The sequence below is a fragment of the Pantoea sp. EKM21T genome (genome assembly GCF_011800405.1).
GTDB classification, from domain to species: domain Bacteria; phylum Pseudomonadota; class Gammaproteobacteria; order Enterobacterales; family Enterobacteriaceae; genus Pantoea; species Pantoea agglomerans.
The window spans coordinates 205,886-228,797 of record NZ_JAALFV010000002.1 but is presented as its reverse complement, the minus strand read 5'-3'; the positions used below and the strand labels follow the sequence as shown (position 1 = coordinate 228,797).

At 54.6% G+C, this 22,912-nt stretch carries 27 protein-coding genes; 14 read left to right on the top strand and 13 right to left on the bottom strand.

From position 1 onward, the window contains the following. Positions 1-193 precede the first annotated feature (193 nt). The 3 genes from HFD87_RS04620 to HFD87_RS04610 all read left to right on the top strand — a co-directional run bounded on the left by HFD87_RS04620 (position 194) and on the right by HFD87_RS04610 (position 3,835). Entirely contained in the window at positions 194-913 is a 720-nt protein-coding gene (locus HFD87_RS04620; protein ID WP_010670074.1) for an HPP family protein, read from the top strand. Between the two features lie 257 nt (positions 914-1,170). Further along, entirely contained in the window at positions 1,171-2,514 is a 1,344-nt protein-coding gene (locus HFD87_RS04615; RefSeq protein WP_022625714.1) for an MFS transporter, read from the top strand. After that, positions 2,492-3,835, top strand: a complete 1,344-nt coding sequence (locus HFD87_RS04610; RefSeq protein ID WP_158149340.1) for an enolase C-terminal domain-like protein — start codon at positions 2,492-2,494, stop codon at positions 3,833-3,835. Before HFD87_RS04615 ends, HFD87_RS04610 begins: the two co-directional genes overlap by 23 nt. Before the next feature lie 39 nt (positions 3,836-3,874). Here the strand turns inward: HFD87_RS04610 and HFD87_RS04605 are convergent, their stop codons facing one another. Next, positions 3,875-4,570, bottom strand: a complete 696-nt coding sequence (locus tag HFD87_RS04605; protein ID WP_050680533.1) for a CTP synthase — start codon at positions 4,568-4,570, stop codon at positions 3,875-3,877. 669 nt (positions 4,571-5,239) lie between these two features. Between HFD87_RS04605 and dtpA the strand changes: the two genes are divergently transcribed. Both dtpA and gstA read left to right on the top strand, forming a co-directional pair. Then, complete coding sequence (gene dtpA, locus HFD87_RS04600) at positions 5,240-6,736, top strand: dipeptide/tripeptide permease DtpA (protein WP_010245419.1); 1,497 nt, start codon at positions 5,240-5,242, stop codon at positions 6,734-6,736. A gap of 151 nt (positions 6,737-6,887) precedes the next feature. Further along, a complete protein-coding gene (gene gstA, locus HFD87_RS04595) occupies positions 6,888-7,493 on the top strand; it encodes a glutathione transferase GstA (RefSeq protein WP_033757533.1) in 606 nt (201 codons plus the stop codon). Between the two features lie 32 nt (positions 7,494-7,525). Here the strand turns inward: gstA and pdxY are convergent, their stop codons facing one another. The 4 genes from pdxY to HFD87_RS04575 form a co-directional block, all read right to left on the bottom strand. Continuing rightward, a complete protein-coding gene (pdxY, locus tag HFD87_RS04590; RefSeq protein ID WP_010245428.1) occupies positions 7,526-8,386 on the bottom strand; it encodes a pyridoxal kinase PdxY in 861 nt (286 codons plus the stop codon). Positions 8,387-8,442: 56 nt separating this feature from the next. After that, positions 8,443-9,717 carry a tyrosine--tRNA ligase gene (gene tyrS, locus HFD87_RS04585; RefSeq protein ID WP_010245429.1) on the bottom strand — a complete coding sequence of 425 codons (1,275 nt, stop codon included), beginning with the start codon at positions 9,715-9,717 and terminating at the stop codon, positions 8,443-8,445. Positions 9,718-9,857: 140 nt separating this feature from the next. Next, positions 9,858-10,514, bottom strand: a complete 657-nt coding sequence (pdxH, locus tag HFD87_RS04580) for a pyridoxamine 5'-phosphate oxidase (RefSeq protein WP_010245431.1) — start codon at positions 10,512-10,514, stop codon at positions 9,858-9,860. A gap of 25 nt (positions 10,515-10,539) precedes the next feature. Then, entirely contained in the window at positions 10,540-10,854 is a 315-nt protein-coding gene (locus HFD87_RS04575) for an MliC family protein (protein WP_010245432.1), read from the bottom strand. 189 nt (positions 10,855-11,043) lie between these two features. On the opposite strand from HFD87_RS04575, the gene HFD87_RS04570 reads away from it, so the two are divergent. The 4 genes from HFD87_RS04570 to HFD87_RS04555 all read left to right on the top strand — a co-directional run bounded on the left by HFD87_RS04570 (position 11,044) and on the right by HFD87_RS04555 (position 12,816). Further along, a complete protein-coding gene (locus HFD87_RS04570; protein ID WP_003848989.1) occupies positions 11,044-11,247 on the top strand; it encodes a hypothetical protein in 204 nt (67 codons plus the stop codon). Between the two features lie 373 nt (positions 11,248-11,620). Beyond that, on the top strand, positions 11,621-11,854 hold the full coding sequence (locus HFD87_RS04565; RefSeq protein WP_039391948.1) for a YgdI/YgdR family lipoprotein: 234 nt from the start codon (positions 11,621-11,623) through the stop codon (positions 11,852-11,854). A gap of 15 nt (positions 11,855-11,869) precedes the next feature. Continuing rightward, positions 11,870-12,100: a YgdI/YgdR family lipoprotein gene (locus tag HFD87_RS04560; protein WP_010245445.1), complete on the top strand. Its 231-nt coding sequence runs from the start codon at positions 11,870-11,872 to the stop codon at positions 12,098-12,100. A gap of 443 nt (positions 12,101-12,543) precedes the next feature. Continuing rightward, the gene (locus HFD87_RS04555; protein ID WP_022625718.1) at positions 12,544-12,816 is read left to right on the top strand and encodes a hypothetical protein; all 273 of its coding nucleotides are present in this window, start codon (positions 12,544-12,546) and stop codon (positions 12,814-12,816) included. Positions 12,817-13,367: 551 nt separating this feature from the next. On the opposite strand, the gene HFD87_RS04550 is transcribed toward HFD87_RS04555, so the two are convergent. The 4 genes from HFD87_RS04550 to umuD form a co-directional block, all read right to left on the bottom strand. Further along, positions 13,368-13,982 carry a TetR/AcrR family transcriptional regulator gene (locus HFD87_RS04550; RefSeq protein ID WP_167422995.1) on the bottom strand — a complete coding sequence of 205 codons (615 nt, stop codon included), beginning with the start codon at positions 13,980-13,982 and terminating at the stop codon, positions 13,368-13,370. Positions 13,983-14,167: 185 nt separating this feature from the next. Then, a complete protein-coding gene (locus HFD87_RS04545) occupies positions 14,168-14,443 on the bottom strand; it encodes a hypothetical protein (protein ID WP_033767133.1) in 276 nt (91 codons plus the stop codon). A gap of 151 nt (positions 14,444-14,594) precedes the next feature. Next, positions 14,595-15,863, bottom strand: a complete 1,269-nt coding sequence (umuC, locus tag HFD87_RS04540) for a translesion error-prone DNA polymerase V subunit UmuC (RefSeq protein ID WP_010245457.1) — start codon at positions 15,861-15,863, stop codon at positions 14,595-14,597. A gap of 2 nt (positions 15,864-15,865) precedes the next feature. After that, complete coding sequence (gene umuD, locus HFD87_RS04535; protein WP_010245460.1) at positions 15,866-16,285, bottom strand: translesion error-prone DNA polymerase V autoproteolytic subunit; 420 nt, start codon at positions 16,283-16,285, stop codon at positions 15,866-15,868. A gap of 335 nt (positions 16,286-16,620) precedes the next feature. On the opposite strand from umuD, the gene HFD87_RS04530 reads away from it, so the two are divergent. Then, complete coding sequence (locus tag HFD87_RS04530) at positions 16,621-16,872, top strand: hypothetical protein (RefSeq protein ID WP_010670062.1); 252 nt, start codon at positions 16,621-16,623, stop codon at positions 16,870-16,872. A gap of 109 nt (positions 16,873-16,981) precedes the next feature. Here HFD87_RS04530 and HFD87_RS04525 read toward each other — a convergent pair whose 3' ends face one another. Next, positions 16,982-17,206 (bottom strand): hypothetical protein, encoded by a 225-nt coding sequence (locus HFD87_RS04525; RefSeq protein WP_010245468.1) that lies wholly within the window; start codon positions 17,204-17,206, stop codon positions 16,982-16,984. 541 nt (positions 17,207-17,747) lie between these two features. On the opposite strand from HFD87_RS04525, the gene HFD87_RS04520 reads away from it, so the two are divergent. From HFD87_RS04520 to HFD87_RS04510, 3 genes are all read left to right on the top strand, one after another. Next, complete coding sequence (locus HFD87_RS04520) at positions 17,748-18,005, top strand: biofilm development regulator YmgB/AriR family protein (protein WP_022625723.1); 258 nt, start codon at positions 17,748-17,750, stop codon at positions 18,003-18,005. Between the two features lie 289 nt (positions 18,006-18,294). Further along, a complete protein-coding gene (locus HFD87_RS04515; RefSeq protein WP_132498555.1) occupies positions 18,295-19,143 on the top strand; it encodes a manganese catalase family protein in 849 nt (282 codons plus the stop codon). 64 nt (positions 19,144-19,207) lie between these two features. Then, on the top strand, positions 19,208-20,071 hold the full coding sequence (locus tag HFD87_RS04510; RefSeq protein WP_167422994.1) for a glucose 1-dehydrogenase: 864 nt from the start codon (positions 19,208-19,210) through the stop codon (positions 20,069-20,071). On the opposite strand, the gene HFD87_RS04505 is transcribed toward HFD87_RS04510, so the two are convergent. Beyond that, positions 20,064-21,074: a UV damage endonuclease UvsE gene (locus tag HFD87_RS04505; protein WP_033767127.1), complete on the bottom strand. Its 1,011-nt coding sequence runs from the start codon at positions 21,072-21,074 to the stop codon at positions 20,064-20,066. The genes HFD87_RS04510 and HFD87_RS04505 overlap by 8 nt on opposite strands. 101 nt (positions 21,075-21,175) lie before the next feature. Here HFD87_RS04505 and HFD87_RS04500 point away from each other — a divergent pair, with 101 nt between their 5' ends. Continuing rightward, positions 21,176-21,541, top strand: a complete 366-nt coding sequence (locus tag HFD87_RS04500) for an MmcQ/YjbR family DNA-binding protein (RefSeq protein WP_010245482.1) — start codon at positions 21,176-21,178, stop codon at positions 21,539-21,541. A 105-nt stretch (positions 21,542-21,646) separates the two neighbouring features. Here the strand turns inward: HFD87_RS04500 and HFD87_RS04495 are convergent, their stop codons facing one another. Then, entirely contained in the window at positions 21,647-21,931 is a 285-nt protein-coding gene (locus HFD87_RS04495; RefSeq protein ID WP_010245485.1) for a helix-turn-helix transcriptional regulator, read from the bottom strand. Positions 21,932-22,035: 104 nt separating this feature from the next. Next, on the bottom strand, positions 22,036-22,683 hold the full coding sequence (zinT, locus tag HFD87_RS04490) for a metal-binding protein ZinT (RefSeq protein WP_167423095.1): 648 nt from the start codon (positions 22,681-22,683) through the stop codon (positions 22,036-22,038). Between the last annotated feature and the right edge of the window lie 229 nt (positions 22,684-22,912).

The window sequence follows — 22,912 nt, the reverse complement described above, 5'->3', positions numbered from 1 at the left end:
GACCCGCTGCGGCGGGTTTTTTATTATCCGGCGATCACTTCTGCTAACGCGTCTCCTGCCCGATCCCCCTTTTCGCTGCTCTCCCTGTTCGTACGAATAACAGTACAGTTTGTCGGGTTGTTACATTGATGTTGATGATGGAAAATCGCCGCCCCTGACGATAAGAAAATGTTATGACACAGTGAGTAAAGTAATGAACAAAAGCGCTTCTGCCGGAAGCCATCCTCTGCGCCTGTTTCTGGCGCGCCTCTGGCCACATCCGCTGGCAGTGAGTAAAAAGCATGTGGTGATCGCCGGACTGGGTGCCGGTATCGGCTTGATCCTGACCAGCCTGCTGAGCCACTGGGTGCTGGGCGAACTGAACCTGTGGTTTGTCGCGCCGGTCGGTGCCTCGGCGGTTTTACTCTTTGGTCTGCCCGCCAGTCCGCTGGCTCAGCCGTGGGCAATCGTCGGCGGCAACAGCCTGTCAGCGCTGGCGGGCGTTACCGTCAGCCAGCTGATCCCTGATCCTGCCCTTGCCTGCGGCGTCGCAGCCTGTGTGGCGATCCTGTTAATGTTCCAGCTGCGCTGTCTGCATCCGCCCGGCGGTGCCGTTGCGCTGACCGCTATTCTGGGCGGCCCTTCGGTGCAGCAGCTTGGATATCACTTTGTCCTGACGCCGATCCTGCTCAATTCACTGACCCTGGCCCTGCTGGCTCTGCTGTTTAATAATCTGGCCGGTCGTCGCTATCCGCATCCGCTGGCCCCGGAAGAAGTTAAACCCGATCCGGTAGCCATGCCGGTGCCGCTGACGCGCGCCGATCTGCATCAGGCTTTGCAGGACGGTGAACTGCTGGATATTGACGAGGATGATTTGCAGGCGCTGCTGCTGCGTGCTGAAGAGATTGCCCAGCGCCGTCAGTTCAGTGGCTGAAACCTGTCTGCCCGCACTGTTACATCTTTCACTGTCGGCGCGACTTCTGGCATTCAGGTCTCCCCTGAACGCTGGTCCTGAGAAGTTGATCGCTGCCACATTTTTACTCTGCCGCTTCGCCCACGCCACTCCGTAACATATTGATAACACAACCGTCCAGGCCGTACGCCCATCGGCTCCTGGGCGGATGCCCATAGAGCTGGCCTTTTCAGCGCCCTACACTTTGCTCTTCTTTACGTTTCTCACGAGGAAGACCGATGGATAGCGCCTTGTCCCCGCAGCACGATGAGCTGATCGCCTCCGCCATCAAAAAGTTCTTCACCCATATCATCCCGATGCTGGTGGTGATGCTGATTATTAACCAGATCGACCGCGCCAATATTGGCTTTATCAAAGCGGAGTTGCGCACCGATGCCGGGATCAGCGCGGCGGCCTTTGGGCTGGGCGCGGGCCTCTTTTTTATCGGCTATGCGCTGTTTGAGGTGCCGAGCAACCTGATGATGAAGCGCTTCGGCGCCCGCGTCTGGCTGACGCGCATTATGATTACCTGGGGACTGGTGGTGGTCCTGACCGGTTTCGTCACCTCACCGATCCAGTTTTACCTGCTGCGTTTTTTACTTGGCGTAGCGGAAGCAGGCTTCTTTCCTGGCGTGCTGTTCTATTTCCGTCAGTGGGTGCCCAATGCCTGGCGCGGCCGTGCCACCGCGATGGTGCTGAGTGCCACCGCTGGCGCCTTTCTCTTCTCCGGCCCCATCACCGGCGCGATCCTGATGATGCACAATTTCCTGGGGATTGCAGGCTGGAAGTGGGTGATGTTTCTCGAAGGCGGTGCGTCGGTGCTGGTCGGCATTCTGGCTGCCTGGGTGCTGGTATCACGACCTGGCGAGGCGCGCTGGCTGAGTGCCGCGGAGAAACAGGCGCTGGTGCAGCAGCTGCAGAATGAAGAGGCGCAGCGTGACGAGCTTAACCGCGAGCCAGGCAAAATGTCGCTGCTACGTAATCGCAGCCTGCTGTTCTTCTGCGCGATCTTTTTTACTATGACCATGACCGGCTATACGCTGGTGTTCTGGCTGCCGCAGATTATTCAGCGCATTCAGGGCTTCAGCAGTTTTGGCATCGGCATTCTCACCGCCGTGCCCTGGCTGTGCGCCATTATTGCCATTAACCTGCTGAGCCGCTTTTCAGACCGCCACCGCGACAAGCTCGATAAAGCGCTGGGTGTCGCCATGCTGGTAGCGGCCTGCGGCACCTTTATGGCCACGCTGGGTTCCCCGTGGTTTGGCTTCCTGGCGATGATCGTGGCCTGTATCGGCTCGAAAGTCAGCGCGACCTTTTTCTGGCCGATGCCACAGGGAGAGCTGCCCGCCTCGATTGTCGCGCCCGGTATTGCGCTGGTGAATTCCGTTGGCAACCTTGGCGGCTTCTTCGCACCGACGGTGTTTGGCTATCTGGAGATGAAGACCGGCTCCACTACCGGCGGTCTCTATGCCCTGACCAGCGTCTCGTTGCTGACCGGACTGTGGCTGCTGCTGCGCCGCAAGCCATCCCCGCCTTCCCTTGATCCTATGGAGAATCAACATGTCAGACAGTCCAGTCATTAAAACAATGCGGGTAGTGCCGGTCGCCGGATATGACAGCATGCTGCTGAACATTGGCGGCGCACACAACTGCTACTTTACCCGTATCCTGGTGATCCTGACTGACTCGGCTGGCCGTACCGGCGTCGGCGAAAGTCCCTGTCACGCTTCAACGCTGGCGCTGCTTGAGCGCTTTCGTCCGCAGATTGAGGGCAGCGAACTCCTGCGGCTGAATGCCACCATCGCCACGCTGTTTGCCAGCGACGCACGACACCAGCAGACCGCGCATACCGACGACATTCATATTCCGCAGATGAACCCGGAGAAGTTTTACAACGCCACCGCGGCGATTGAAGCGGCGCTGCTTGATCTGCTGGGTCAGCACCTGAATCTGCCGGTGGCCGAGTTACTTGCCAGCGGCAAGCAGCGCGATCGGGTGCCGGTCCTTGGCTATCTGTTCTATATCGCCGACCGTAATCTGACCAGCATGAACTATCAGGCGGGCCACGCGGGTGGTGATGCCTGGCTGCAACTGCGTCATGAGAAAGCGATGGACGCGGAAGGCGTGGTGCGGCTGGCGGAGGCGGCAGCGGATCGCTATGGCTTCCGCGATTTCAAACTCAAGGGCGGTGTGCATCACGGCGAAGTGGAAGTGGAGACGGTCAACGCCCTGCTGGCGCGCTTCCCGCAGGCCCGGGTAACGGTTGATCCCAACGCCAGCTGGTCGCTGGATGAGGCCATTTATTATGGCAAACAGCTGGCGGGCCGCATTCCCTATCTGGAAGATCCCTGCGGCGCGGAGCATGGCTATTCCGGCCGGGAAACGCTGGCAGAATTCAGGCGGGCCACCGGCATTCCGGTTGCCACGAATATGATCGCCAATGACTGGCGACAGTTGCAGCATGCGCTGCAGCTCAATGCCATCGACATTCCCCTGGCCGACCCACACTTCTGGACGATGCGTAACGCACACACCGTGGCGCAGCTCTGCCATGAGTGGGGCCTGACCACCGGCTGCCACTCAAACAACCACTTTGACGTGTCGCTGGCGATGGTGGCGCATCTGGGGGCCGCCGCACCCGGTGATCGCCTGACCGCCTTTGATACCCACTGGATCTGGCAGGATGGGCAGCAGCTGACGCAGCATGCGCCGCAGATTCGGGATGGCTATCTGGAACTGCCAGAGGGTCCAGGGCTGGGGATTACCCTGAATATGGCGCGGGTTGAAGCGGCACATGCGCTCTACAACTCGCTACCGGACAAAAACCGAAACGATGCGCTGGGCATGCAGTTTCTGATCGATAACTGGTCCTTTAACGCAAAACGTCCGGCCATGCTGCGCTGATGAGCATCACTCTGTGACAGTGTCACAGAGTGATCGCGTTTAGCGTTGCGCCAGCGCCGCCTGCATCCAGGCAATTACCAGCGGAGAATCTTTGTCCTGCAGGGCGGCGCGTTCCGACTGAAACAGCGTCGCGACATAGAATGGGTGATCCGGTAGCTCAACGCCACGCACATCGCCCGCGTTGTCCCAGGCAGTAATGCGCAGCGTATTATCGCCCAGCGCTGCACTGAATTCCGGGTTAACACCAAAGTTACAGTGATAACCTTCATCGCTCTCCAGCACGCCGTAGGCTCTGGCAATGCGTGATCCGGGTCCGAACCTCACCGCGCCGCGCTGTTCCACCAGCGAACAGCTCAGCGGGGCAATCACCATCCTCCCCTCGGTGTCCGTCTCGGCATGACTGGCATCCTGCCAGCCCAGTACGTTGCGCGCATACTCGATCAGCGCATACTGGAATCCACCGCAGGAGCCAAGAAAAGGCTTTCCGGTTTCACGCACCCAGCGGAGTGTGTCAAACACGCCGGCATCATTTCGATAGGGGCTACCTGGCACCACCCAGACGGCATCGCTGAGTTGCAGTTCTGACTCATCCAGTCGGTCAGTGGCGATCCACTCCGCTTCAGCGGTGATATTCAGCCAGCGGGCAGCACGTTCAATAGCAAGGGGGATAGCCTGATGGGCAACCGCATCGGCGCGGTAGTCACCAACCAGAGATAAACGCAGGGGGGACGACATAAACAGATCCTTCTCGGGGAAATGGAGAGGTTACAGTAATGTTAATTTTCTGTCGAGGGCGAGCTGAAAGCGGATTATCGCGATACGTTTTTTAACACGCACGGGCGGCTTGTCACCGGCAGGCTGAGCTGATTTTTATCTTGCCAGCGCCTGCGAGCCCCCTCAGCTCCCGCGTCAGACGAGACGACGCAACCGGTTTCTTTTTTTCCTTTCTGAAATAAATCATCTGTTTGTGCACAGGATCATCATTTGACGTTTTTTGCGGCAATGCCAGGCGTGTAATGTCCGATAATTCGGCAGATTGACTGTGAATTAACCAGCAACCTGCCATTAGTGCTGCCTGATTATCATTCAGCAAACTATTTATCTGGTTAACCGCGCATTAGCAGTTAATGTTAATACTCTCCAGTGCTAGGCGCTTATCCAGCGTTTATGCGCTGCTATTTTCACTACACTCAAAATTAAAAACCAATTAACAGTTTGCTATAAGTTTTTTAACCCAACATTCCAGGGTCGGGCGGGTTGTCAGAAAATTCTTGCCCTGCCGCCCGTAATCAGCCAAATTAGTCGCCGCTTTTCCCTTCTAATAACAATCTTGCGCATGGAAAACTCACATGACGCGGACTTAATTCCTGTCCCGAAACAGGGTATGAAAAAACTGAGGTACATGTGTCAACTGCAAACAAACACACTGATGAGGCTGTCAGTCTCAATGCGTTTAAACAGCCGAAGGCGTTCTACTTAATCTTCTCGATTGAGTTATGGGAACGTTTTGGCTTCTATGGCCTGCAGGCCATTATGGCGGTTTACCTGGTGAAGCAACTGGGATTGTCTGAATCAGACTCCATTACCCTGTTCTCTTCATTCAGTGCGCTGGTGTATGGTCTGGTCGCGATTGGCGGCTGGCTCGGTGATAAGGTGCTGGGTACCAAACGCGTCATCGTACTGGGTGTCCTGGTGCTGGCGCTGGGCTATGCGCTGGTGGCGTTCTCCGGTCATAACGTCAGCATTGTCTACATCGGTATGGCGACCATCGCGGTGGGTAGCGGCCTGTTTAAGGCAAACCCCTCTTCGCTGCTCTCTACCTGCTATGACAAAGATGATCCGCGTCTCGACGGTGCTTTCACCATGTTCTATATGTCGATCAACATCGGTTCACTCTTCTCAATGATGCTGACACCGTGGTTAGCGGCGAAATATGGTTATAGCGTAGCCTTCTCACTGTGCGTTATCGGTCTGATCATCACCCTGTTTAACTTCCTGTTCTGCAAACGCATGGTTAAGGATTACGGTTCTAAACCCGATTTCGCTCCGTTGCAGATCGGAAAACTGCTGATGACGCTGGTCGGCATCGTCGTACTGATTGCACTGGCCAACTGGATGCTGCATCACCAGTCTATCGCACGACTGGTGCTGGCGGTGATTGCCCTGGGTATTGTGCTGGTGTTTGCCAAAGAGGCCTTTGCACTGCAGGGTGCGGCACGTCGTAAGATGATTGTTGCCTTCCTGCTGATGGTCGAAGCGATTCTGTTCTTCGTGCTTTATATGCAGATGCCAACGTCACTCAACTTCTTTGCTATCCGCAACGTTGAGCACACCATTCTCGGCATTACTTTTGCCCCCGAGCAGTTCCAGGCGCTAAACCCGTTCTGGATTATGCTGGCCAGTCCGCTGCTGGCGGCGCTCTACAACAAGCTGGGCGATAAACTGCCGATGCCGCACAAGTTTGCCTTTGGTATGGTGCTCTGCTCCGCTGCGTTCCTGGTGCTGCCGGTGGGTGCGAAGTTCGCCAGCGATGCCGGTATCGTTTCCGTTAACTGGCTGATCCTGAGCTATGCGCTGCAGAGTATCGGTGAGCTGATGATCTCTGGCCTCGGCCTGGCGATGGTGGCACAGCTGGTGCCTCAGCGTCTGATGGGCTTTATCATGGGTTCCTGGTTCCTGACTACCGCTGGCGCGGCGGTGATTGCCGGTAAAGTGGCAAACCTGATGGCCGTGCCTGAAAACGTCACCGATCCACTGATTTCGCTGGCGACCTACAGCCGCGTATTCCAGCAGATTGGTATCGTGACGGCGGTGATCGCCCTGCTGATGCTGATTACGGCGCCGATGCTGAACCGCATGGCGCAGGATCCTGACGCGAAAAAAAATAACGTGCAGGCGTAATTCACGCTGCACTTCAGCTAAGCCGGGCTCTGCCCGGCTTTTTTTATGGCTTGCCGCAACGCCCTTCGCAGATCCCTGATCTTTGTCACTGGTAATCCCGCTTTGACTCTTTACTATGCAAGGATCCCATTGCAACAAGGAGTACCTGGTCATGAAACTGTTTTGCAAAGCGGGTGCCTGCTCTCTCTCACCCCATATTGTTATGCGTGAATGCGGACTCGACTTCACTCAGGTGAGTGTTGATCTGGCCACAAAAATCACTGAACGGGGCGATGACTTCCGCCAAATCAATCCTAAAGGCCAGGTGCCCGCGCTGCAGCTCAGCGACGGTTCTGTGCTGACAGAAGGCGTTGCCATTGTTCAGTACCTGGCGGATCTTAAGCCCGATCGCCATCTGCTGGCACCGGTTGGCAGCCTGACGCGTTATCACACCGTGGAGTGGCTCAGCTACATCGGCAGTGAGCTGCATAAAAGCTTTGGGCCACTGTTTCGCCCCGGTTACTCCGATGAGGTGAAAGCGCAGACCCGCAGCCAGCTGGAAGCAAAATTCCGCTATGTCGATGAGTCACTGCGCGACAAACAGTGGCTGATGGGGCTGCATTTCAGCGTGGCGGATGCCTATCTGTTTGTGGTGACGCGCTGGGCAAAAGCGCTGGGACTGGATTTATCCGGCTTTACGGCGCTGGGCGCGTGGTTTGATCGTGTCGCGGAACGTCCTGCGGTGCAGGCGGCGCTTAAAGCGGAAGGCTTAGCCTGAGTCAACAGGGCCGGTTATCCGGCCCTGATGCGTTACAGTTTTTCTGCCGCGAAGTGCTGCGTCGGCGTGGCGATGGCATCCTGTGCCGCCACCAGCTGCAGTTCATATTCGCCCATCTGATGGGTTTTCAGCATCACCTCGTATACCGCTGCGGTGACATGCTCCAGCGCATCCTGCAATGATTTGCCGTGTAGCAGATTAACCAGCAGCAGACCGCTGGTGAGATCGCCCACGCCGACCGGCTGACGGACACCGAAATCGACCAGCGGACGGCTGATGTGCCAGGCATCTTCAGCCGTCACCAGCAGCATTTCAAAGCGATCGCTGCGACGCCCCGCACGCGCCAGATGCTTCACCAGCACTACGCGTGGTCCCTGGGCAATCAGTGCCCGCGCAGCGTCTACCGCCGCGTCGACGTCTGTGACGGTGCGCTCGCTCAGCATCTCCAGTTCAAGCAGGTTCGGAGCGATAATGTCGCTGGCAGGCATCGCCATTTTACAGTGAAACTCCGCCACACCCGGCGCCACGATGCAGCCTTTTTCCGGATGGCCCATGACCGGATCGCAGAAGTACCAGGCATTCGGGTTGGCCGCTTTGACCTGACGGACAATCTGCAGAATCTGCTCGCCCTGCTCTGCCGAGCCCAGATATCCGCTCAGGACCGCGTCACAGGTCTTCAGGCGGTCGATGTCAGCAATGCCTTTAACAATGTCGGTTAAATGCGTTGCAGGCATCACCGTGCCGGTCCAGTGGCCATATTGCGTATGGTTGGAAAACTGCACGGTATTCAGCGGCCAGACGTTTGCGCCCATACGGCGCATCGGAAACTCAGCCGCCGCGTTACCAGCGTGACCAAAAACAACGTGCGACTGAATCGCTAAAATATTTTTCACTTGTTTGCCCTGTCCTGCCTTGCCATAAAAAAGGGCCGGAAACCGGCCCTGAAATCTTACTGCCAGTTAATCAGGCAGTAATGTTTCTTGCCGCGACGCAGCAGCGTATAGCGGTTAAACAGTTTGTCACTGTCGCTGAAGCGGTATTCCGCATCGGACTGCTTTTCACCGTTCAGTGAAACGGCATTGGAGCCGATCATGGTGCGCGCCTGGCCACGGGACGGCACCAGCTCTGCTTTCACCAGCGCCTGCTGCAGATCATCGTCAGCGCCCAGCACGATAGTTGGCATACCATCCTGCGCCAGCTGTTCAAAATCGGCTTCGGTCATTTCGCTCACGGATCCGGAGAAGAGGCTGGCAGTAATGCGTTTCGCCGCCGACAGACCCGCTTCGCCATGCACCAGACGCGTCACCTGCTCAGCCAGCACGTACTGCGCACGTGGCGCGGTACCGCTGTTTTTGTCCTCTTCTTCCAGCGCGTTGATCTCTTCCATGCTCAGGAAGGTGAAGAACTTCAGGAAGCGATAGACGTCAGCATCTGCGGTGTTGATCCAGAACTGATAGAACTTGTACGGGCTGGTTTTCTTCGCATCCAGCCAGACTGCGCCGCCTTCGGTTTTACCGAATTTGGTGCCGTCAGACTTGGTGATCAGCGGAACGGTCAGGCCAAAGACCTGATTCTGATGCAGACGACGGGTCAGATCGATACCGGAGGTGATGTTGCCCCACTGATCAGAACCGCCAATCTGCAGCGACACACCGTGCAGCTCGTTCAGGCAGGCGAAGTCATAGCCCTGCAGCAGATTATAGGAGAACTCGGTAAAGGAGATGCCCTGATCATCACGGTTCAGACGCTGCTTCACCGCTTCTTTGTTGATCATCTGGTTAACAGAGAAGTGCTTGCCAATATCACGCAGGAAGGTCAGCACGTTCATGCCGCCAAACCAGTCGTAGTTGTTGGCGGCGATGGCGCTGTTGCTGCCGCAATCGAAGTCGAGGAATGGCGCCACCTGCTGGCGGATCTTTTCAACCCATTCGTTGACGGTTTCACTGGTATTAAGTTTACGCTCTGCGGCTTTGAAGCTCGGGTCACCAATCAGGCCGGTTGCACCACCGACCAGCGCCACCGGCTTGTGGCCGGCATCCTGAAAACGCTTCAGGCAGAGCAGCGGTACCAGATGGCCCAAGTGCAAGCTGTCAGCAGTGGGGTCAAAGCCGCAATAGAGCGAAATTGGCCCCTGCGCCAGTTTCTCTGTTAACGCGTCTTCATCCGTCACCTGGGCGATTAGGCCCCTCTCCTGCAATTGTTGTATCAGGTTACTGCTGGTCATTACTGACTCCAAATTGATCAGACTGCACCTATGCTGGTACACAGCTTTCCGCTGAGTTGCGGAATCGAAAAAAATCAGGGCTATAGCATAAAGCGCTGACGCTTTCTGTGCCAGCGCTGATAGGGGCGAATCGCGCAGATTCAGGGTGCCAGACGGTCGATTTTCCAGCCGTCGTGATCGCGCTGATAGATGAAACGATCGTGCAGACGATGTTCGCCACCCTGCCAGAACTCCATCGTGTGAAATTTCACCCGGTAGCCACCCCAGAAGCTGGGCAGCGGCACTTCGCCCTGCTGGAACTTCTGTTTAAGCTCCAGGAACTTTCCTTCCAGAATACCGCGTGCCGAAATACGGCTCGACTGCTTCGACACCCAGGCACCAATCTGACTGTCGCGCGGACGACTGTGGAAATATTTCAGCACCTCGAGGGGCGACAGTTTTTCCACTTCACCCAGCACCATCACCTGACGCTCCAGATAGTGCCACGGGAAGTGCAGAGAGATGCGCGGATTGTGCGCCAGCTGTAGCGCCTTACGGCTGCCGAGGTTGGTGTAAAACACCATGCCCTGCGCATCGTAGTGCTTCAGCAGCACGATACGCTGCCATGGCTGGCCCTGCTCATCCACGGTTGCCACGGTCATGGCGGTAGGATCGGGCAGTTTTGCCTCGCAGGCCTGGCTTAGCCACTGTTCAAACAGCGCGATCGGATCGTCCGGCAGATCCTTACGACGCAATCCACCGCGGGTATATTCACGCCGCAGATGGGCAATGGTGTGTAGCGTTTCGCTGTCGCTCATAATGCTCGCCTATTCAGATAACAAGTCAGCTGGCAGGTTGCAGCTCACAATCATTCACGACAATTTTATCGTTACGTTCGATAAATGCGCCGTTTCCTTTGGACCAGAACACATAGGTGTTATCGCTGTAGCGTGCGCCGGACGCGGATACCGTCTGCTTCAGCGTCAGAGGCTGCCCATCCATGATGAAACTGACCTGCTGCTGCGCCTCGTCCAGCGTCACGGTCAGGGGCATGGTTCCGCAGCGATAGTGCAGGGTCTGCGGCGACGGCGGCTGTTTATGCATCAGGCTACAGCCTGACAGCAGTAGCACCGCGGCAACGGTTAATCCTTTCAACATAAGCGGGTCTCCTTCACGAGTGAAGCTGGCATTATAAGAAGGATTGCGCGCGAAGTAAGTGGGAATCCACGCCAATCTGGCAGATGCTGTCAGTCAGGCTGAATTATTACGCCTTTTCAGACGGTTGTCTGAATGCACAGGCCGCGTTCTCAGGCTACGCTCTATAGATCTTAAGCGAGGAAGACAAACATGAAATTTGATAACGAAGATGCATTTAAGCTGGCAGTGGCGTTTATGAACCACAAAGAGAATGCCACCATCGCCAGCAGCTACTTTAAAACCTTTATCGACACCTACCAGAAATTTGACCGCTGGCTGAGCGCATCAGACCCGGTCAGCGCCATGAAAGCAGAAAAAGCGGCCGCCAAAGCGGGCGAAGACTCCATCCTCTGATCCCCTTCTCCACGGGTCCGATAGCCTTCAGGGTATCGGACCTGTGAATCCCGCCAGACATTCACCCACATGCTGACTATTTCCGCACCGCTATTCTGGCTTTTACGGAAATATCCGCTCTGGCTGCCGTGCTTATTTCCCGCATCAGCATCGACCTTATTTCGGTACAGCGCATCCTCTGCTGAAATGGCACAGAACGGCTGGGTACATTTGCAATAAATGCTATTTCACGCCGTCATCCCCCCTAATCAGCACCACACACTCCGGTTTTGTTTAAAAAACAGGCAGCGAGACGCGACAGGGCCAGCAAACCTGATAAAGCCGACTATGCTGTAAACGTTCGGATATACTTCATGGAGCAGAAAAAATGAAAATGAAAATGAAATCCCTGTCAGCCGTCGCGTTGCTGGCTCTCACTTTAGGTACGCTGGCAGGTTGTGCCTCAAACCAGTCGATTAAGACCACCGATGGCCGCACGATTGTCACCGATGGCAAACCGCAGATTGATTCAGATACTGGTCTGGTTTCTTACCGCGATGCTCAGACAGGAAAAACTGAGCAGATCAATCGTAATGAGATCAGTAATATGAGTGAACTCGACAACTAATATAAGGTGAATAAGATGAAAAAAGCGCTGATTTTACCTCTCGCCGCATTGATTGGTATGACCGTATTAACCGGCTGCACCCGTACCAGTTATGCGATTCAGACTAACGATGGACGCACCATTATTAGTGATGGCAAGCCTTCTGAATCGGATGCCGGCCTGCTGGCTTATACCGATGCAAATGGCGTGAAGCAGCAGATTAATAAAGCGGACGTTAAAGCGGTCTCTGAAGTACCGAAGAAATAATCCGATCGCTGTTGCCCGATGAATAAAGCCGCCCACGAGCGGCTTTATTTTTGTCTGCGCCTGGCACGAAGTGGCGCACAGGCCCGGTTTTATTCCCCGGTGGTTTATAAATCAGAAATATCCGCTGCGGCGTGGCCATAATATGGCAGGCAACCGTGCGGATAGTGGTGCAGATAATAATCTGATAACGAAATGCGCCGTTCCGCCCTTATCTGAATTTCCGGCAACTCCCAGCTTTTTTAACCAGCATAATAGCTCAGCTTATTTCTCACAAAAAACCTCAGCCTGTTTTTATGCTTTGATATGAGTGGTTTACCGCCTCGATTAAAGGTTCACTTTATTTTCGGTAAATTTTAATCATAGCGCCCTGCTGTTTCCCACCTTTTAGTCCAGAGCGCCTTTAACTAGACTCTTTATATCGCTACTTAATCAGGAGGGTGCAGATGGTTTATCACGACAAAACAACGGGTCATATGATTCTTGGTGAAGCTGCAATTAATCTGGCTTTTGACGAACAGGAGATTACGCTGGTAGCACTGATTCGCCAGCTGAGCGAAATGGCCGAACAGGAGCGCAACGATGAGCGGGTCACGCAGATTGCCGATGCGCGGAACTGGCTCAAAGGTTTTATCGAATCCTCAACGCGCGACCGTGCCGAATTAAACTGGCTGGTCGAGACCGGACAGGCGCCGGTTAATCTTAAAGATTATCGTTAGTTATGTGCGGGTCATTGCTGTTTATTTTGGGTGCCGGGCGCGCGCCTGGCCTCTCAGCCAGAGAAGCAGGGACAGCGTGGCAGTGGAATAGTGCATGTCGGCCAGAACGTGACCAGAACGTGAATTGCAACGCTCTGCACCCGGCTCCCGTGTCGGCCTGAAACGGCTTCCACGCAGATTGATGAGTGCTATTGCTCTGCACTCATCGGCCTGCCATCTGGCCGTTAACCGGCCTTCGTCGGCTTCTCCCCACCTGCCGTCACGCTCAGCGCGTCAGCGGCTCCCCGTTTTCAGTCACCTGCAGCGTTTTTGGATGTTTCGCTGTAGGGGTTTCAAACCCACCACGGGCAGCAAAAACAGAACAGCCAATGGCTGCCACAAGTGTCAGTAAGATTGAGGTTTTCACGAAACGCGCCTTAATTTTCTTCGCTACAGGATAAAGCGTGAAAGCCTGGCACATAATCAGATGGGGGGAAAGGAAAGTGCAGAATTTCTCTGTCTGGAAGCCCAGGTCCGGGAAGTCTGTTTACTGATTGAGCGGCCTTGCCTGGTTACCCCAGTACTTTCAATGCCAGCGCCAGCGTCTTTTCTTCGTTAGTCACATCGCTGACCTTACCTGACACCCGCAATCCAAAAGCAATACAGAGAATTAAACCGGCTGCCGCCTCGCTGTCCAGCGTGTTATCGATAGATCCATCCTGTTGTCCCAGCTCCAGCAGCGAGACCAGGAAGCGTTGATTACGCTGAACGACCTCATCAATGCGCTGCGCGAGTGGCTGATCCATCGTCTGCAGCGCAATCGCGCTGGCGACGACCAGACAGCCGCAACGCCCTTCTGTGGCACGTGCCGAATCCAGGTAGAATTGCAATAGCTCGGTTATTTTCCCCCGCCCGCTGGCACAGGGTGCCAGACGACGGTGCAACTCACTATTTCTCAGCAACAGATAGCGTTCGAATACCAGCAGGAAGAGCGAGCGCTTATCTTTAAACGCCTTATAGATGCTGCCTGCGGAGAGATGCATCGCCTCACCCAGATCGTTCATTGAGGCCGCGTGATACCCTTTTTGCCGGAAAACGATCATGGCGTGATCCAGAGCCTGTTCGATCCCGAACTCTCTGGGGCGTCCCCGCTCTTTGTTTTTATACGTTTTGGCTGTCGTGATCATTGCTACCGGCCTGGGGGGTGTGTTGCTGTCAAAATCAGTGGCGATTCTATCCCAGGCGCGGGTAACAAGCCAGGCCGTCCGTCACCCGTCACGCGCAGACGGTCCGTTATTTCCCGGACGCATTAATATGATTCGCCGCTGTCTGACCAGCCGCCGTCTGGTCTGCGGTGCAAGCCGGACGCGGTTCATTCAGATAAGGATGTTGTCTCTGTGCGGCCTTTTTCCCGCTGCTGGCTGCGCTTCAGCGCGTTTATTTTTATCAGCCATAACGTAAATTGCTTAATAAGCAGGCTGGCGTGGTTTTCATTGTCAGCAAAACAGAGAAAGAGTCGGGTTTTTATATTGCTGTTATCGTCGATCGCATAAATCTCATATTCGTCATGATGGCGGGATTTTATGATTGCTGTGAAATGTATTGCGGGCCAGAGCATCACTCTGGCTTCAAACTGCCTGAAATCCATTATATTTACCTGGTAATTTGCTTAAAATACCCGATGAAAAACTACTCATCGGGTCAGGCAAAGCATAACTTCCTGCCACTTTAATCGCGTGATAAAAAAAGCTTTTAGCAGAGGCCGCGGCTTCAGCAGCAGAGGAACATCGGGTCAGCCTTCACTTAAGCGCAACCACAGGCAGATCGGTTATCCGGGTGGTATAGGCAGGCGACAGCATCTCGCGTTTCATCGACCAGGCTTTGTTGATCCCCTGCCCGGCAAACCACAACTTCCCGCTGCCGAGCTTGTTGACTGTGTCGATCAGCTTCATCAGCTCTTCGCTATTGCGGCGTGGCTGATGTTCGTCAAACAGATCAAACTGAGCCACGCCCTGGCTGAAAAAATCCCCCAGCACGATGCCGGCCTTCATATAGCGATGTCCCTCAATCCAGATGTTATCCAGGCACGCCATTGCAACTCTGATGATGTCGCGTGTGTCCTGCGTCGGAATCAGCAGTTGCTCCATCGACTGATTGCCATAAAAGGGTTCGTCAGTCGCATGCGGACTGGTGCGCACAAATACCCCTACCTGACGGCAATATTGATTCTCACGGCGCAGCTTCTCCGCCGCGCGCTCGGCATACGCGCAGACAGCCTCGCGCATCTGATCGTAGTCGGAGATACGGCTGCCAAACGAACGCGAACACATGATTTGCTGTTTTACCGGCGTCACTGACTCCAGCTCCAGACAGGATTCGCCACGCAGCTCTCTGACAGTGCGCTCCAGCACGACGCTGAACTGTTTGCGGATGGCCTCGGTGCTTTGATCGGCCAGATCTTTCGCCGTCATGACGCCCATGGCGTTGAGCCGTTTGCCGATCCGATGACCCACGCCCCAGACTTCCGCCACATCAATCAGCGCCAGCAGCTTTTTTTGTCGTTCAGGGTCCGACAGGTCGACAATGCCGCCGGTTTTGCTCCACTTTTTGGCCGCAAAATTCGCCAGCTTGGCCAGCGTTTTGGTCTGTGCAATGCCGACGCCCACGGTCAGATGGGTCTCTTTGCCTATTCGTTCTCTGACCTGGCGACCAAAGGTCTCCAGCGCCATACAGTTCTGCACGCCGGTGAGATCCATAAACGCCTCGTCGATCGAGTAGATCTCCACCGACGGCGCCATCTCTTCCAGTATGGTCATCACCCGATGGCTCATGTCGGCGTAGAGCGCATAATTTGAGCTGAAGACCTGCACCGCGTGACGCGTTAGTTCTTCACGCATCTTAAAATAGGGCGCGCCCATTTTGATGCCGACTTTCTTTGCCTCGGCGCTGCGCGCAATCACGCAGCCGTCGTTGTTCGACAGCACTACTACCGGTTTACCTTTAAGATCGGGCCGGAAAACGGTCTCACACGACGCGTAAAAGCTGTTTACGTCGACCAGCGCGAACATGGTCAGTGGGTCGCTTTAATAACAAAGGTCACAACGCCAAACACCTCCAGCGCATCTTCGGTCTGGATAGCGATCGGTTTAAATTTGGTATTCATCGGCATCAGTTGCAGACAGGGATGAAGCTGGAGACGTTTAACGGTGAATTCACCTTCGACCGCGGCGACCACAATATCGCCGTGTGAGGCGGTGAGTGAACTGTCGACCACCAGCATGTCACCATCATTGATGCCCGCCTCAATCATTGACTCGCCGCTGACCCGGACAAAATAGGTGGCGCTGGGGTGCTGGACCATCAGCGCATTGAGATCAATACGTTGTTCGACATAATCCTGCGCCGGGGATGGAAACCCGCACGGCACACGTTCGATATATAGCGGTAAAGGCATAACGGCACGAATGTCCGCAGGTTTAATGAATTCCATAATTTCGCTCCTTTTTCAGATTACTGTATATAAACACAGTAATAGCTAATCCCCCTTTTAATCAAGTGACATGGAACATCTTTAAGCGAAAGGGTTGATGGTAATGCACTTTTTTTTAAACGTTTTTTCGCATTGCCGTCAGAGTAAGCGGAAACGGGTTACTTTCGCCGCACCGCCGGAATAGCGTCGATTTCTTCTTACAGTAAAGAATCTTATAAATTCACCGGCTGATTATTTTTACTTAAGGAAAATCTGACAACGCTTCTCTGGCATTCGGAGAGGTTTGAATATTACGGGCGGGCTGGTTATTCTGCTTTTTTAAGCATGGAGGGATTATGGCAGACGACGATCGAATCAAACATCTTGAAGAGGCAGTTGCGCAGTTAAGGGTTGAGACTACGGTATTAAAAGCGATACTCGGTCAGCAAATTGCGCTGAATAATCTCAATTACAAAGGGAAGTTTGACGATGTACTGGCGGCGCTGGCGAAAGAGTATGCCGAACGCGGTCTGGAAGAGGGCAATAACCAGGCTATCCATGATGCCCTGCGTCAGTATATTAAATATGAGCCACCCGCAATGGAATAAGCGGATTTTCCGGCAGCGTCCGATTGCCGGACTTTACCGGCTCCTGAACGCTGCCACCGCCCTGTCCTGCACCGCCTCCGCAGCAGCCTCAGACGATACCGGTTAGTATTTACACCTCGCTGTCACTCTCCAGCGCATCCTGAATCGCGTCGGCCAGATTAGCAACTTCATTCGCCACGGCCTGCAGATCCCAGGCGGTTTTTGAGCCGGTTGCAGAGGTGGAGGCGCTGACGGACTCTTTTGCCACTGACAGAGCAGCAGCCACGGCGACCGAACGTTTATGTTGTTCCTGAGTCATGCCCGCAGGCGGAATTGCGAAATAGTCGTGAACCATGATCATTTCCTTGTGATAAATAAGGGGTCAACCTTAGCCTTCTGCATCAGGCGTGGGAAGTGAATTATGCGGCATGGCCTGTCAGACGGCCAGGATTGCAGCAGCACAATCGCACCCGCCACTTTTCCAGCGCTGAAACCTGTACAACTTTGGCTGAAATCTGCGGAAAAAAGCGATTTTAACGCATTTATGTGTCGTCAGCACAATCCCCAGCCTGCTGGTCTGAAAATCGCCACCCCTCTGAAAATCTCACCAACCCACTGTATTTATTCAATTAACCATCGAAAACCTCTTTTTTCACTTTAAACATGCTTTTTATATACACCACCGACCAGTTAAATTTTGTCAAATTTCATTGTACAACTTTGCGATTCTTGTATAACTTTGTCTCGTGATGTTAAATCACTTGTAACGAAAGGTGCTTTGCACCGCATCTGAAGGTGTTGTGGATTTCCACCTTCAGATGCATTTTTTTTTTGCGTCAGCCGGTAACCGGATCTGAATCGACGCGTTCTTCCCCCCATTTCTTATGAGGCCTGACATGCAAACAACGATGAATACAGAGTCTCAGATTTCTGATTACTTCATGAACTCTGGCACAGCGCTGACCACTGAAAAACAGGTTATCGCCGCAGTCCATGCCGAGCTCGCCCATGCGAAAACCCATGTATCCGATAAAGATATTGTGCTGGGCCTGATTCACCGCCTGGAGAGTGAGCGTGACGTGGTTAAGCAGGATATTTACCGTCAGGCGCTTGAACATGTTCTGCAGCGCGCTTCGGCGACCAGCGACAGCTAAAAATCTGTGTCTGTTATGAGGGAACGCGAATTAGCATGGATGCTTTTCCCGTCCGGAATCAGCCCCTGTTATGGGGCTTTTTTTATTCCTCCTGCTCTGAATCACTTGTCCCCTTCACACCGCTAAGATTGCCTGCCCCACCGGACCAGATATAGCTCCGGAAAACACCGTTTTCGCCATTTATTCAACCTGAAATTCCGGTTAATTGCTGTCGTTTCGCTTTATTTATCCGATATCTGTGTCCAGGCTTTTTCTGCATCCACTGCAAACACAGTCGAGGAAAATAATCATGTTTCATCATTCATCAAAACTTCAATTCCCGGTTCGTGTAGAGAAACCCGATCCAGAATTTGCCATGCTGCTCCAGCAGGCCATCGGCGGCGTCGAAGGTGAGATTCGTGTAGCGATGCAATACTTTTTCCAGGCGATGGGCGCGCGCGGTGATGTGCGGATTCGTGATCTGCTGATCTCGACCGCTACCGAAGAGCTGAGCCATATCGAAATGCTGGGCTACGCCGTGGCGCTTAACCTTGAAGGCGCCCCGCTCTCTTACCAGGAAGCGTCAGCGAAAGATCCGGTGGTTAATGCAATTCTGGGTGGAATGAACCCGCGCCATATCCTCTCTTCCGGTCTGGCAGCGATGCCGGTTAACGCCAACGGCATGCCTTTTGATATGAGTCATATCTATGCCTCCGGCAACGTGGCGGCCGATATGCTGGCTAACGTCACCGCAGAAGCCACGGGCCGCGTACTGGCTACCCGGCTCTACAATATGACGGAAGACAAGGGCATGAAGGACTTCCTCTCCTTCCTGATCGCCCGTGACACTATGCACCAGCAGCAGTGGCTGGCGGTGATCGAAGAGATGGGCGGACTGAACGCGTCGCTGCCGATCCCGAACAGCTTCCCGCAGGAGCATGAGGCGCAGGAGCACTCTTACTACTGTCTGAATACCTCGCTGGATAAACCGCTGCCGGAAGGTCGCTGGAGCAGTGGCCCGGCTTACGATGGCCATGGTCAGTTCAGCGCGAAACAGCAGCCAGATATGCTGGGCGATGAGCCACTGCTCGGCAATGCCCGTCCCGGTTCTGGTGCGCAGTCTGAGCAGATTGACGGCGTTACACCACCGAAACTGTAATTACTCGCCTGTCAGGGTTTGATGCCCTGACAGGCTTGTCCCACCTTTTGACGGAGGAATAGTCATGTCATCCACTCAGCGTCCACAACCCCCTTTTGCCGAACAGCAGCAGACCTGGCCTGGCACTACCGCGGCTATGCAGCCTCAGCCCGATCACGGCGAGCAGAGTTATCAGGGCTCCGGCCGCCTGGCGGGGAAAAAAGCCATTATTACCGGTGGCGATTCCGGCATTGGCCGGGCCGTCGCCATTGCCTTTGCCCGGGAAGGGGCCGATGTCCTGATCTCCTATCTTGATGAACATGAGGATGCGCAGGATACCGCCCGGCTGGTTGAAGAAGCGGGACAGAAAGCGGTTCTGGTGCCTGGCGATATTACTGAGGCGTCACACTGCAACGCCCTGGTCGATAAAGCCGTCGAAGCCTTTGGTGAGATTAATATTCTGGTGAACAACGCGGCGTATCAGATGACGCGCGAATCGCTGGATGAGATCAGCGACGAAGAGTTTGACCGGACCATGAAGACCAACCTTTACGCGATGTTTTACATCACTAAAGCGGCAACACGGCATATGCCTGCTGGTGGATCGATCATAAATACGGCCTCGATCAATGCTGACCAGCCGAAACCGAAGCTGCTCGCCTACTCCGCCACCAAAGCCGCCATTATTAATTTCTCTGGCGGCCTGGCAGCCTTACTAGCTGAAAAAGGTATCCGTGCCAATGCGGTCGCGCCTGGCCCCATCTGGACGCCACTGATCCCGTCGACCATGCCGGTTGAACAGGTGAAGAACTTTGGCAGCGAAGTGCCGCTGCAGCGTGCCGGTCAGCCTGCAGAACTGGCTGCAACCTATGTGATGCTGGCCAGTGATGAAGCCAGCTACATTTCAGGAGCGACCATCGCCGTGACGGGCGGTGTGGCCATTATTTAACGTTCGCCGATTCCCTGGTCGCTTCGGCCAGGGGATTAGCTATCAGCTTCTGCGTTATCCCCCACTGGTAGAGTTGTTCCCGCGCCAGATTCTTCATTTTCACTTCGCACATGATATCGAAATCCTGAAACGACAGTGCCCACGTATTCAGCGTCGGATTAAAGAAGTAATCAGAGTGCGCCCGCAGCTTGCTTTTGCTCACGCCCAGCTGCTGCTGATCGGGCCAGCCCTCCTGCGGAATCATCCCCTCCTGCGAAATCGAATAGTGCAGCACCGGCCGCACGCCGCGCCACGAATCGATCACTCTGGCAACACGCGCGTCATCCGGCTGAATAAACTCACTCTCTTTTACCCAGTGATGGTGAATATCCAGCACCACCGGACAGAGCGGTGCTGCCTGCAGCACGTCATCCAGCGAGCAGGAGATCTCATCATTTTCCACCGTCAGCATCCGCCGCGCTTCCGGGCTGAGCTGATTAAACGACCGTTTGAAACCGTCGAATCCCGCCTTGCCGTTCATATGAATGTTGATTTTAAAATCCTGGAAGGTCTTGCCATATCCCATCAGACAGGCGCAGAGCGTGTGATACTCCACATCCTCCAGCGCGCGCACCACCACATCGGGATTATCGGAGGCGAGCACGGTATATTGTCCTGGATGGAATGAGAGACGGATATGATGCGCCCGCGCCAGCTCGCCACAGCGGGCAAAGAGCGGATAGAGTTCGGGCAGAAATTCGGTGAACAGTGGCGTGGCCTCGGGAACCGTATAGAGCGGTAACAGATCGCTGCCAATACGCATCATCCTGAGTGGCTCAGGTAAGGTGGCCAGATGCTCAAGCGTCAGGTAGAGATTGTTGAGGTTGGTGACGGTAATCTCATAGATCAGCTGATTGCGTTCATCGTGCGATAAACTCAGAAACCGTTTACGGGTGGTGGCGCGAAACGGGAAAAACTGTTTGCCATCGCTGTTGAGATACTTACATGCAAAGCCTAATTTCATGTCTGCTCCTGATTTATGCTTATCAGAAGTGTAACAGGCCCCTGGCGACCAGCCAGTCGCGGGCCGCAGACTCAGGCTGAATAATTACAGGGAGACTCACTATGCAGGGCCATGAGATCCAGCGCATCGCCATTGAAGCGGCTGAGCGGCTGCCCGCCGCTGAATGCAGCTATCCATTCGGGCCGGAACATCAGGTCTATAAAGTGTGTGGAAAAGTGTTTTTACTGCTGACCGAACTACGGGGTGTGCCGATTATCACCCTGAAATGCGAACCGCAGCAGGCGGAGCTGCACCGGGTGATCTATCCCTCGATCACCGCCGGTTATCATATGAATAAACGTCACTGGATCACGGCCTATCCCGGTGACGACCTCTCGCCTGGCTTGATTCAGCAGCTGGTTGAGGATTCGTATCAGCGTGTGGTTAAGGGTATACCCGCCTCGCGCCGCCCGGCCTGGGTGGGATAAAACCCGTGGAGGGGATACGTGTGCACCGGAAAGAAAGTTTGCTTGATAGCAGGCAAGATAAATAGCAGGGCCAGCATTGTTCTGGCACCTGCCGTCATCTCTCAATCAAAGAGAGATCTGGGGATTTTCAACGCCACAGGCACGGGCATAGCGGGCGAGTGTTTCAACTGTGGCTTTATCTGCGCGACGCTCGGTGCGTGACACTGCCGACGGGCTGACACCGAGCGCCTCCGCGACCTGAGCGCTGGTCATTCCGGCGCTTTCCCGCCATTTGGCTAACTGCTCGCGCAGGTGCTCTGCCCGAACTTCTGCCTCGTAATGTTCGCGAACAGCCGGATCAGATAAAATTTCTTTGCGGGCCGTCGTCCACGCAACTGATTTCTTACTCATCGTTTAACATCTCCTCTAAACGGTGCGCCCGGCTATCCCACCGGATAAACTGAGCATAACCGCTCTGTACCCGCCCTGACCAGCGGGTCATCCGATCACGGCACTCAGTGGTGCAGCATCTCCTCCACGACCTGTGAGTTCATCATCTGGTAAGGGTAATAGGTCGGCCAGTTATCCATTTCCGCCAGCAGGGCTTGCTGAGAATCGTTGCCCATAAAGATATGGAAATGGGCAGATTTACGCGGCCCGATGGTGTGGTCGCTGAACTGCACATATTTCGGCGCTTTGCTGCCCGCGTCCTGGCATTCAAACAGGTAGCGCACCCCTTTTTTACCTGAGGCATAGGTCAGGATTTTGTGGCCCGCATACCGGTAGTGGCAGGCGCTGACCTGGTCGCCGATGTGGAACTCCATCACGCCATTTTCAATACCGATGGTATCGACGTCGGTGGCGTAGCCCTTGCGGTAATACGCTTTATACTCCTCTGCCGTTTTGCTGTGATCCTGCTGCGCTTTCTTCTGCCAGACCGAGTCCAGCTCCCCGCTTTGCAGCAGCGGATAAACCGACTGCCACAGGCCATCCCAGTCAGCGAGCGGACGATCTTTCACATCGCTGTCAGCAAAAACCCCTTCTGCCGCTTTCTGCTCCAGGGCTGACAGCGGTTTTCCATGTGCATGCGTGCCGTGTGCCAGCGACGGCTGGCTGACTAACAGTGCGCCCAGTAGCCCAATCCATTTACCTGCATGATTCATCAAAGTCTGATACCCCGGTCAACGTTACAAAATGAAATGTTATGATATAACATTTCTAACTTCAACCAAAAGCAGCAAACGCCAGCATTAATTTTATTAATCGGTTAATGCCTTGCATCAGGCAATGAACGCCTCCAGCGGCGTCAGGTTCTGCATCCTCTGAAAGCTCACTTTCCGTATAGCAGGCGCGGGCTGGAACGCCGTTAAGCCAGACGGCACAAGGCATGAA

Excerpts from the sequence above, each read along its gene's own strand:
- HFD87_RS04620 (WP_010670074.1), top strand. The coding sequence starts at position 194 with ATGAACAAAAGCGCTTCTGCCGGAAGCCATCCTCTGCGCCTGTTTCTG.
- HFD87_RS04615 (WP_022625714.1), top strand. The coding sequence starts at position 1,171 with ATGGATAGCGCCTTGTCCCCGCAGCACGATGAGCTGATCGCCTCCGCC.
- HFD87_RS04610 (WP_158149340.1), top strand. The coding sequence starts at position 2,492 with ATGTCAGACAGTCCAGTCATTAAAACAATGCGGGTAGTGCCGGTCGCC.
- HFD87_RS04605 (WP_050680533.1), bottom strand. The coding sequence starts at position 4,570 with ATGTCGTCCCCCCTGCGTTTATCTCTGGTTGGTGACTACCGCGCCGAT.
- gstA (WP_033757533.1), top strand. The coding sequence starts at position 6,888 with ATGAAACTGTTTTGCAAAGCGGGTGCCTGCTCTCTCTCACCCCATATT.
- tyrS (WP_010245429.1), bottom strand. The coding sequence starts at position 9,717 with ATGACCAGCAGTAACCTGATACAACAATTGCAGGAGAGGGGCCTAATC.
- pdxH (WP_010245431.1), bottom strand. The coding sequence starts at position 10,514 with ATGAGCGACAGCGAAACGCTACACACCATTGCCCATCTGCGGCGTGAA.
- HFD87_RS04575 (WP_010245432.1), bottom strand. The coding sequence starts at position 10,854 with ATGTTGAAAGGATTAACCGTTGCCGCGGTGCTACTGCTGTCAGGCTGT.
- HFD87_RS04570 (WP_003848989.1), top strand. The coding sequence starts at position 11,044 with ATGAAATTTGATAACGAAGATGCATTTAAGCTGGCAGTGGCGTTTATG.
- HFD87_RS04565 (WP_039391948.1), top strand. The coding sequence starts at position 11,621 with ATGAAAATGAAATCCCTGTCAGCCGTCGCGTTGCTGGCTCTCACTTTA.
- HFD87_RS04560 (WP_010245445.1), top strand. The coding sequence starts at position 11,870 with ATGAAAAAAGCGCTGATTTTACCTCTCGCCGCATTGATTGGTATGACC.
- HFD87_RS04555 (WP_022625718.1), top strand. The coding sequence starts at position 12,544 with ATGGTTTATCACGACAAAACAACGGGTCATATGATTCTTGGTGAAGCT.
- HFD87_RS04550 (WP_167422995.1), bottom strand. The coding sequence starts at position 13,982 with ATGATCACGACAGCCAAAACGTATAAAAACAAAGAGCGGGGACGCCCC.
- HFD87_RS04545 (WP_033767133.1), bottom strand. The coding sequence starts at position 14,443 with ATGGATTTCAGGCAGTTTGAAGCCAGAGTGATGCTCTGGCCCGCAATA.
- umuC (WP_010245457.1), bottom strand. The coding sequence starts at position 15,863 with ATGTTCGCGCTGGTCGACGTAAACAGCTTTTACGCGTCGTGTGAGACC.
- umuD (WP_010245460.1), bottom strand. The coding sequence starts at position 16,285 with ATGGAATTCATTAAACCTGCGGACATTCGTGCCGTTATGCCTTTACCG.
- HFD87_RS04530 (WP_010670062.1), top strand. The coding sequence starts at position 16,621 with ATGGCAGACGACGATCGAATCAAACATCTTGAAGAGGCAGTTGCGCAG.
- HFD87_RS04525 (WP_010245468.1), bottom strand. The coding sequence starts at position 17,206 with ATGGTTCACGACTATTTCGCAATTCCGCCTGCGGGCATGACTCAGGAA.
- HFD87_RS04520 (WP_022625723.1), top strand. The coding sequence starts at position 17,748 with ATGCAAACAACGATGAATACAGAGTCTCAGATTTCTGATTACTTCATG.
- HFD87_RS04515 (WP_132498555.1), top strand. The coding sequence starts at position 18,295 with ATGTTTCATCATTCATCAAAACTTCAATTCCCGGTTCGTGTAGAGAAA.
- HFD87_RS04510 (WP_167422994.1), top strand. The coding sequence starts at position 19,208 with ATGTCATCCACTCAGCGTCCACAACCCCCTTTTGCCGAACAGCAGCAG.
- HFD87_RS04505 (WP_033767127.1), bottom strand. The coding sequence starts at position 21,074 with ATGAAATTAGGCTTTGCATGTAAGTATCTCAACAGCGATGGCAAACAG.
- HFD87_RS04500 (WP_010245482.1), top strand. The coding sequence starts at position 21,176 with ATGCAGGGCCATGAGATCCAGCGCATCGCCATTGAAGCGGCTGAGCGG.
- HFD87_RS04495 (WP_010245485.1), bottom strand. The coding sequence starts at position 21,931 with ATGAGTAAGAAATCAGTTGCGTGGACGACGGCCCGCAAAGAAATTTTA.
- zinT (WP_167423095.1), bottom strand. The coding sequence starts at position 22,683 with ATGAATCATGCAGGTAAATGGATTGGGCTACTGGGCGCACTGTTAGTC.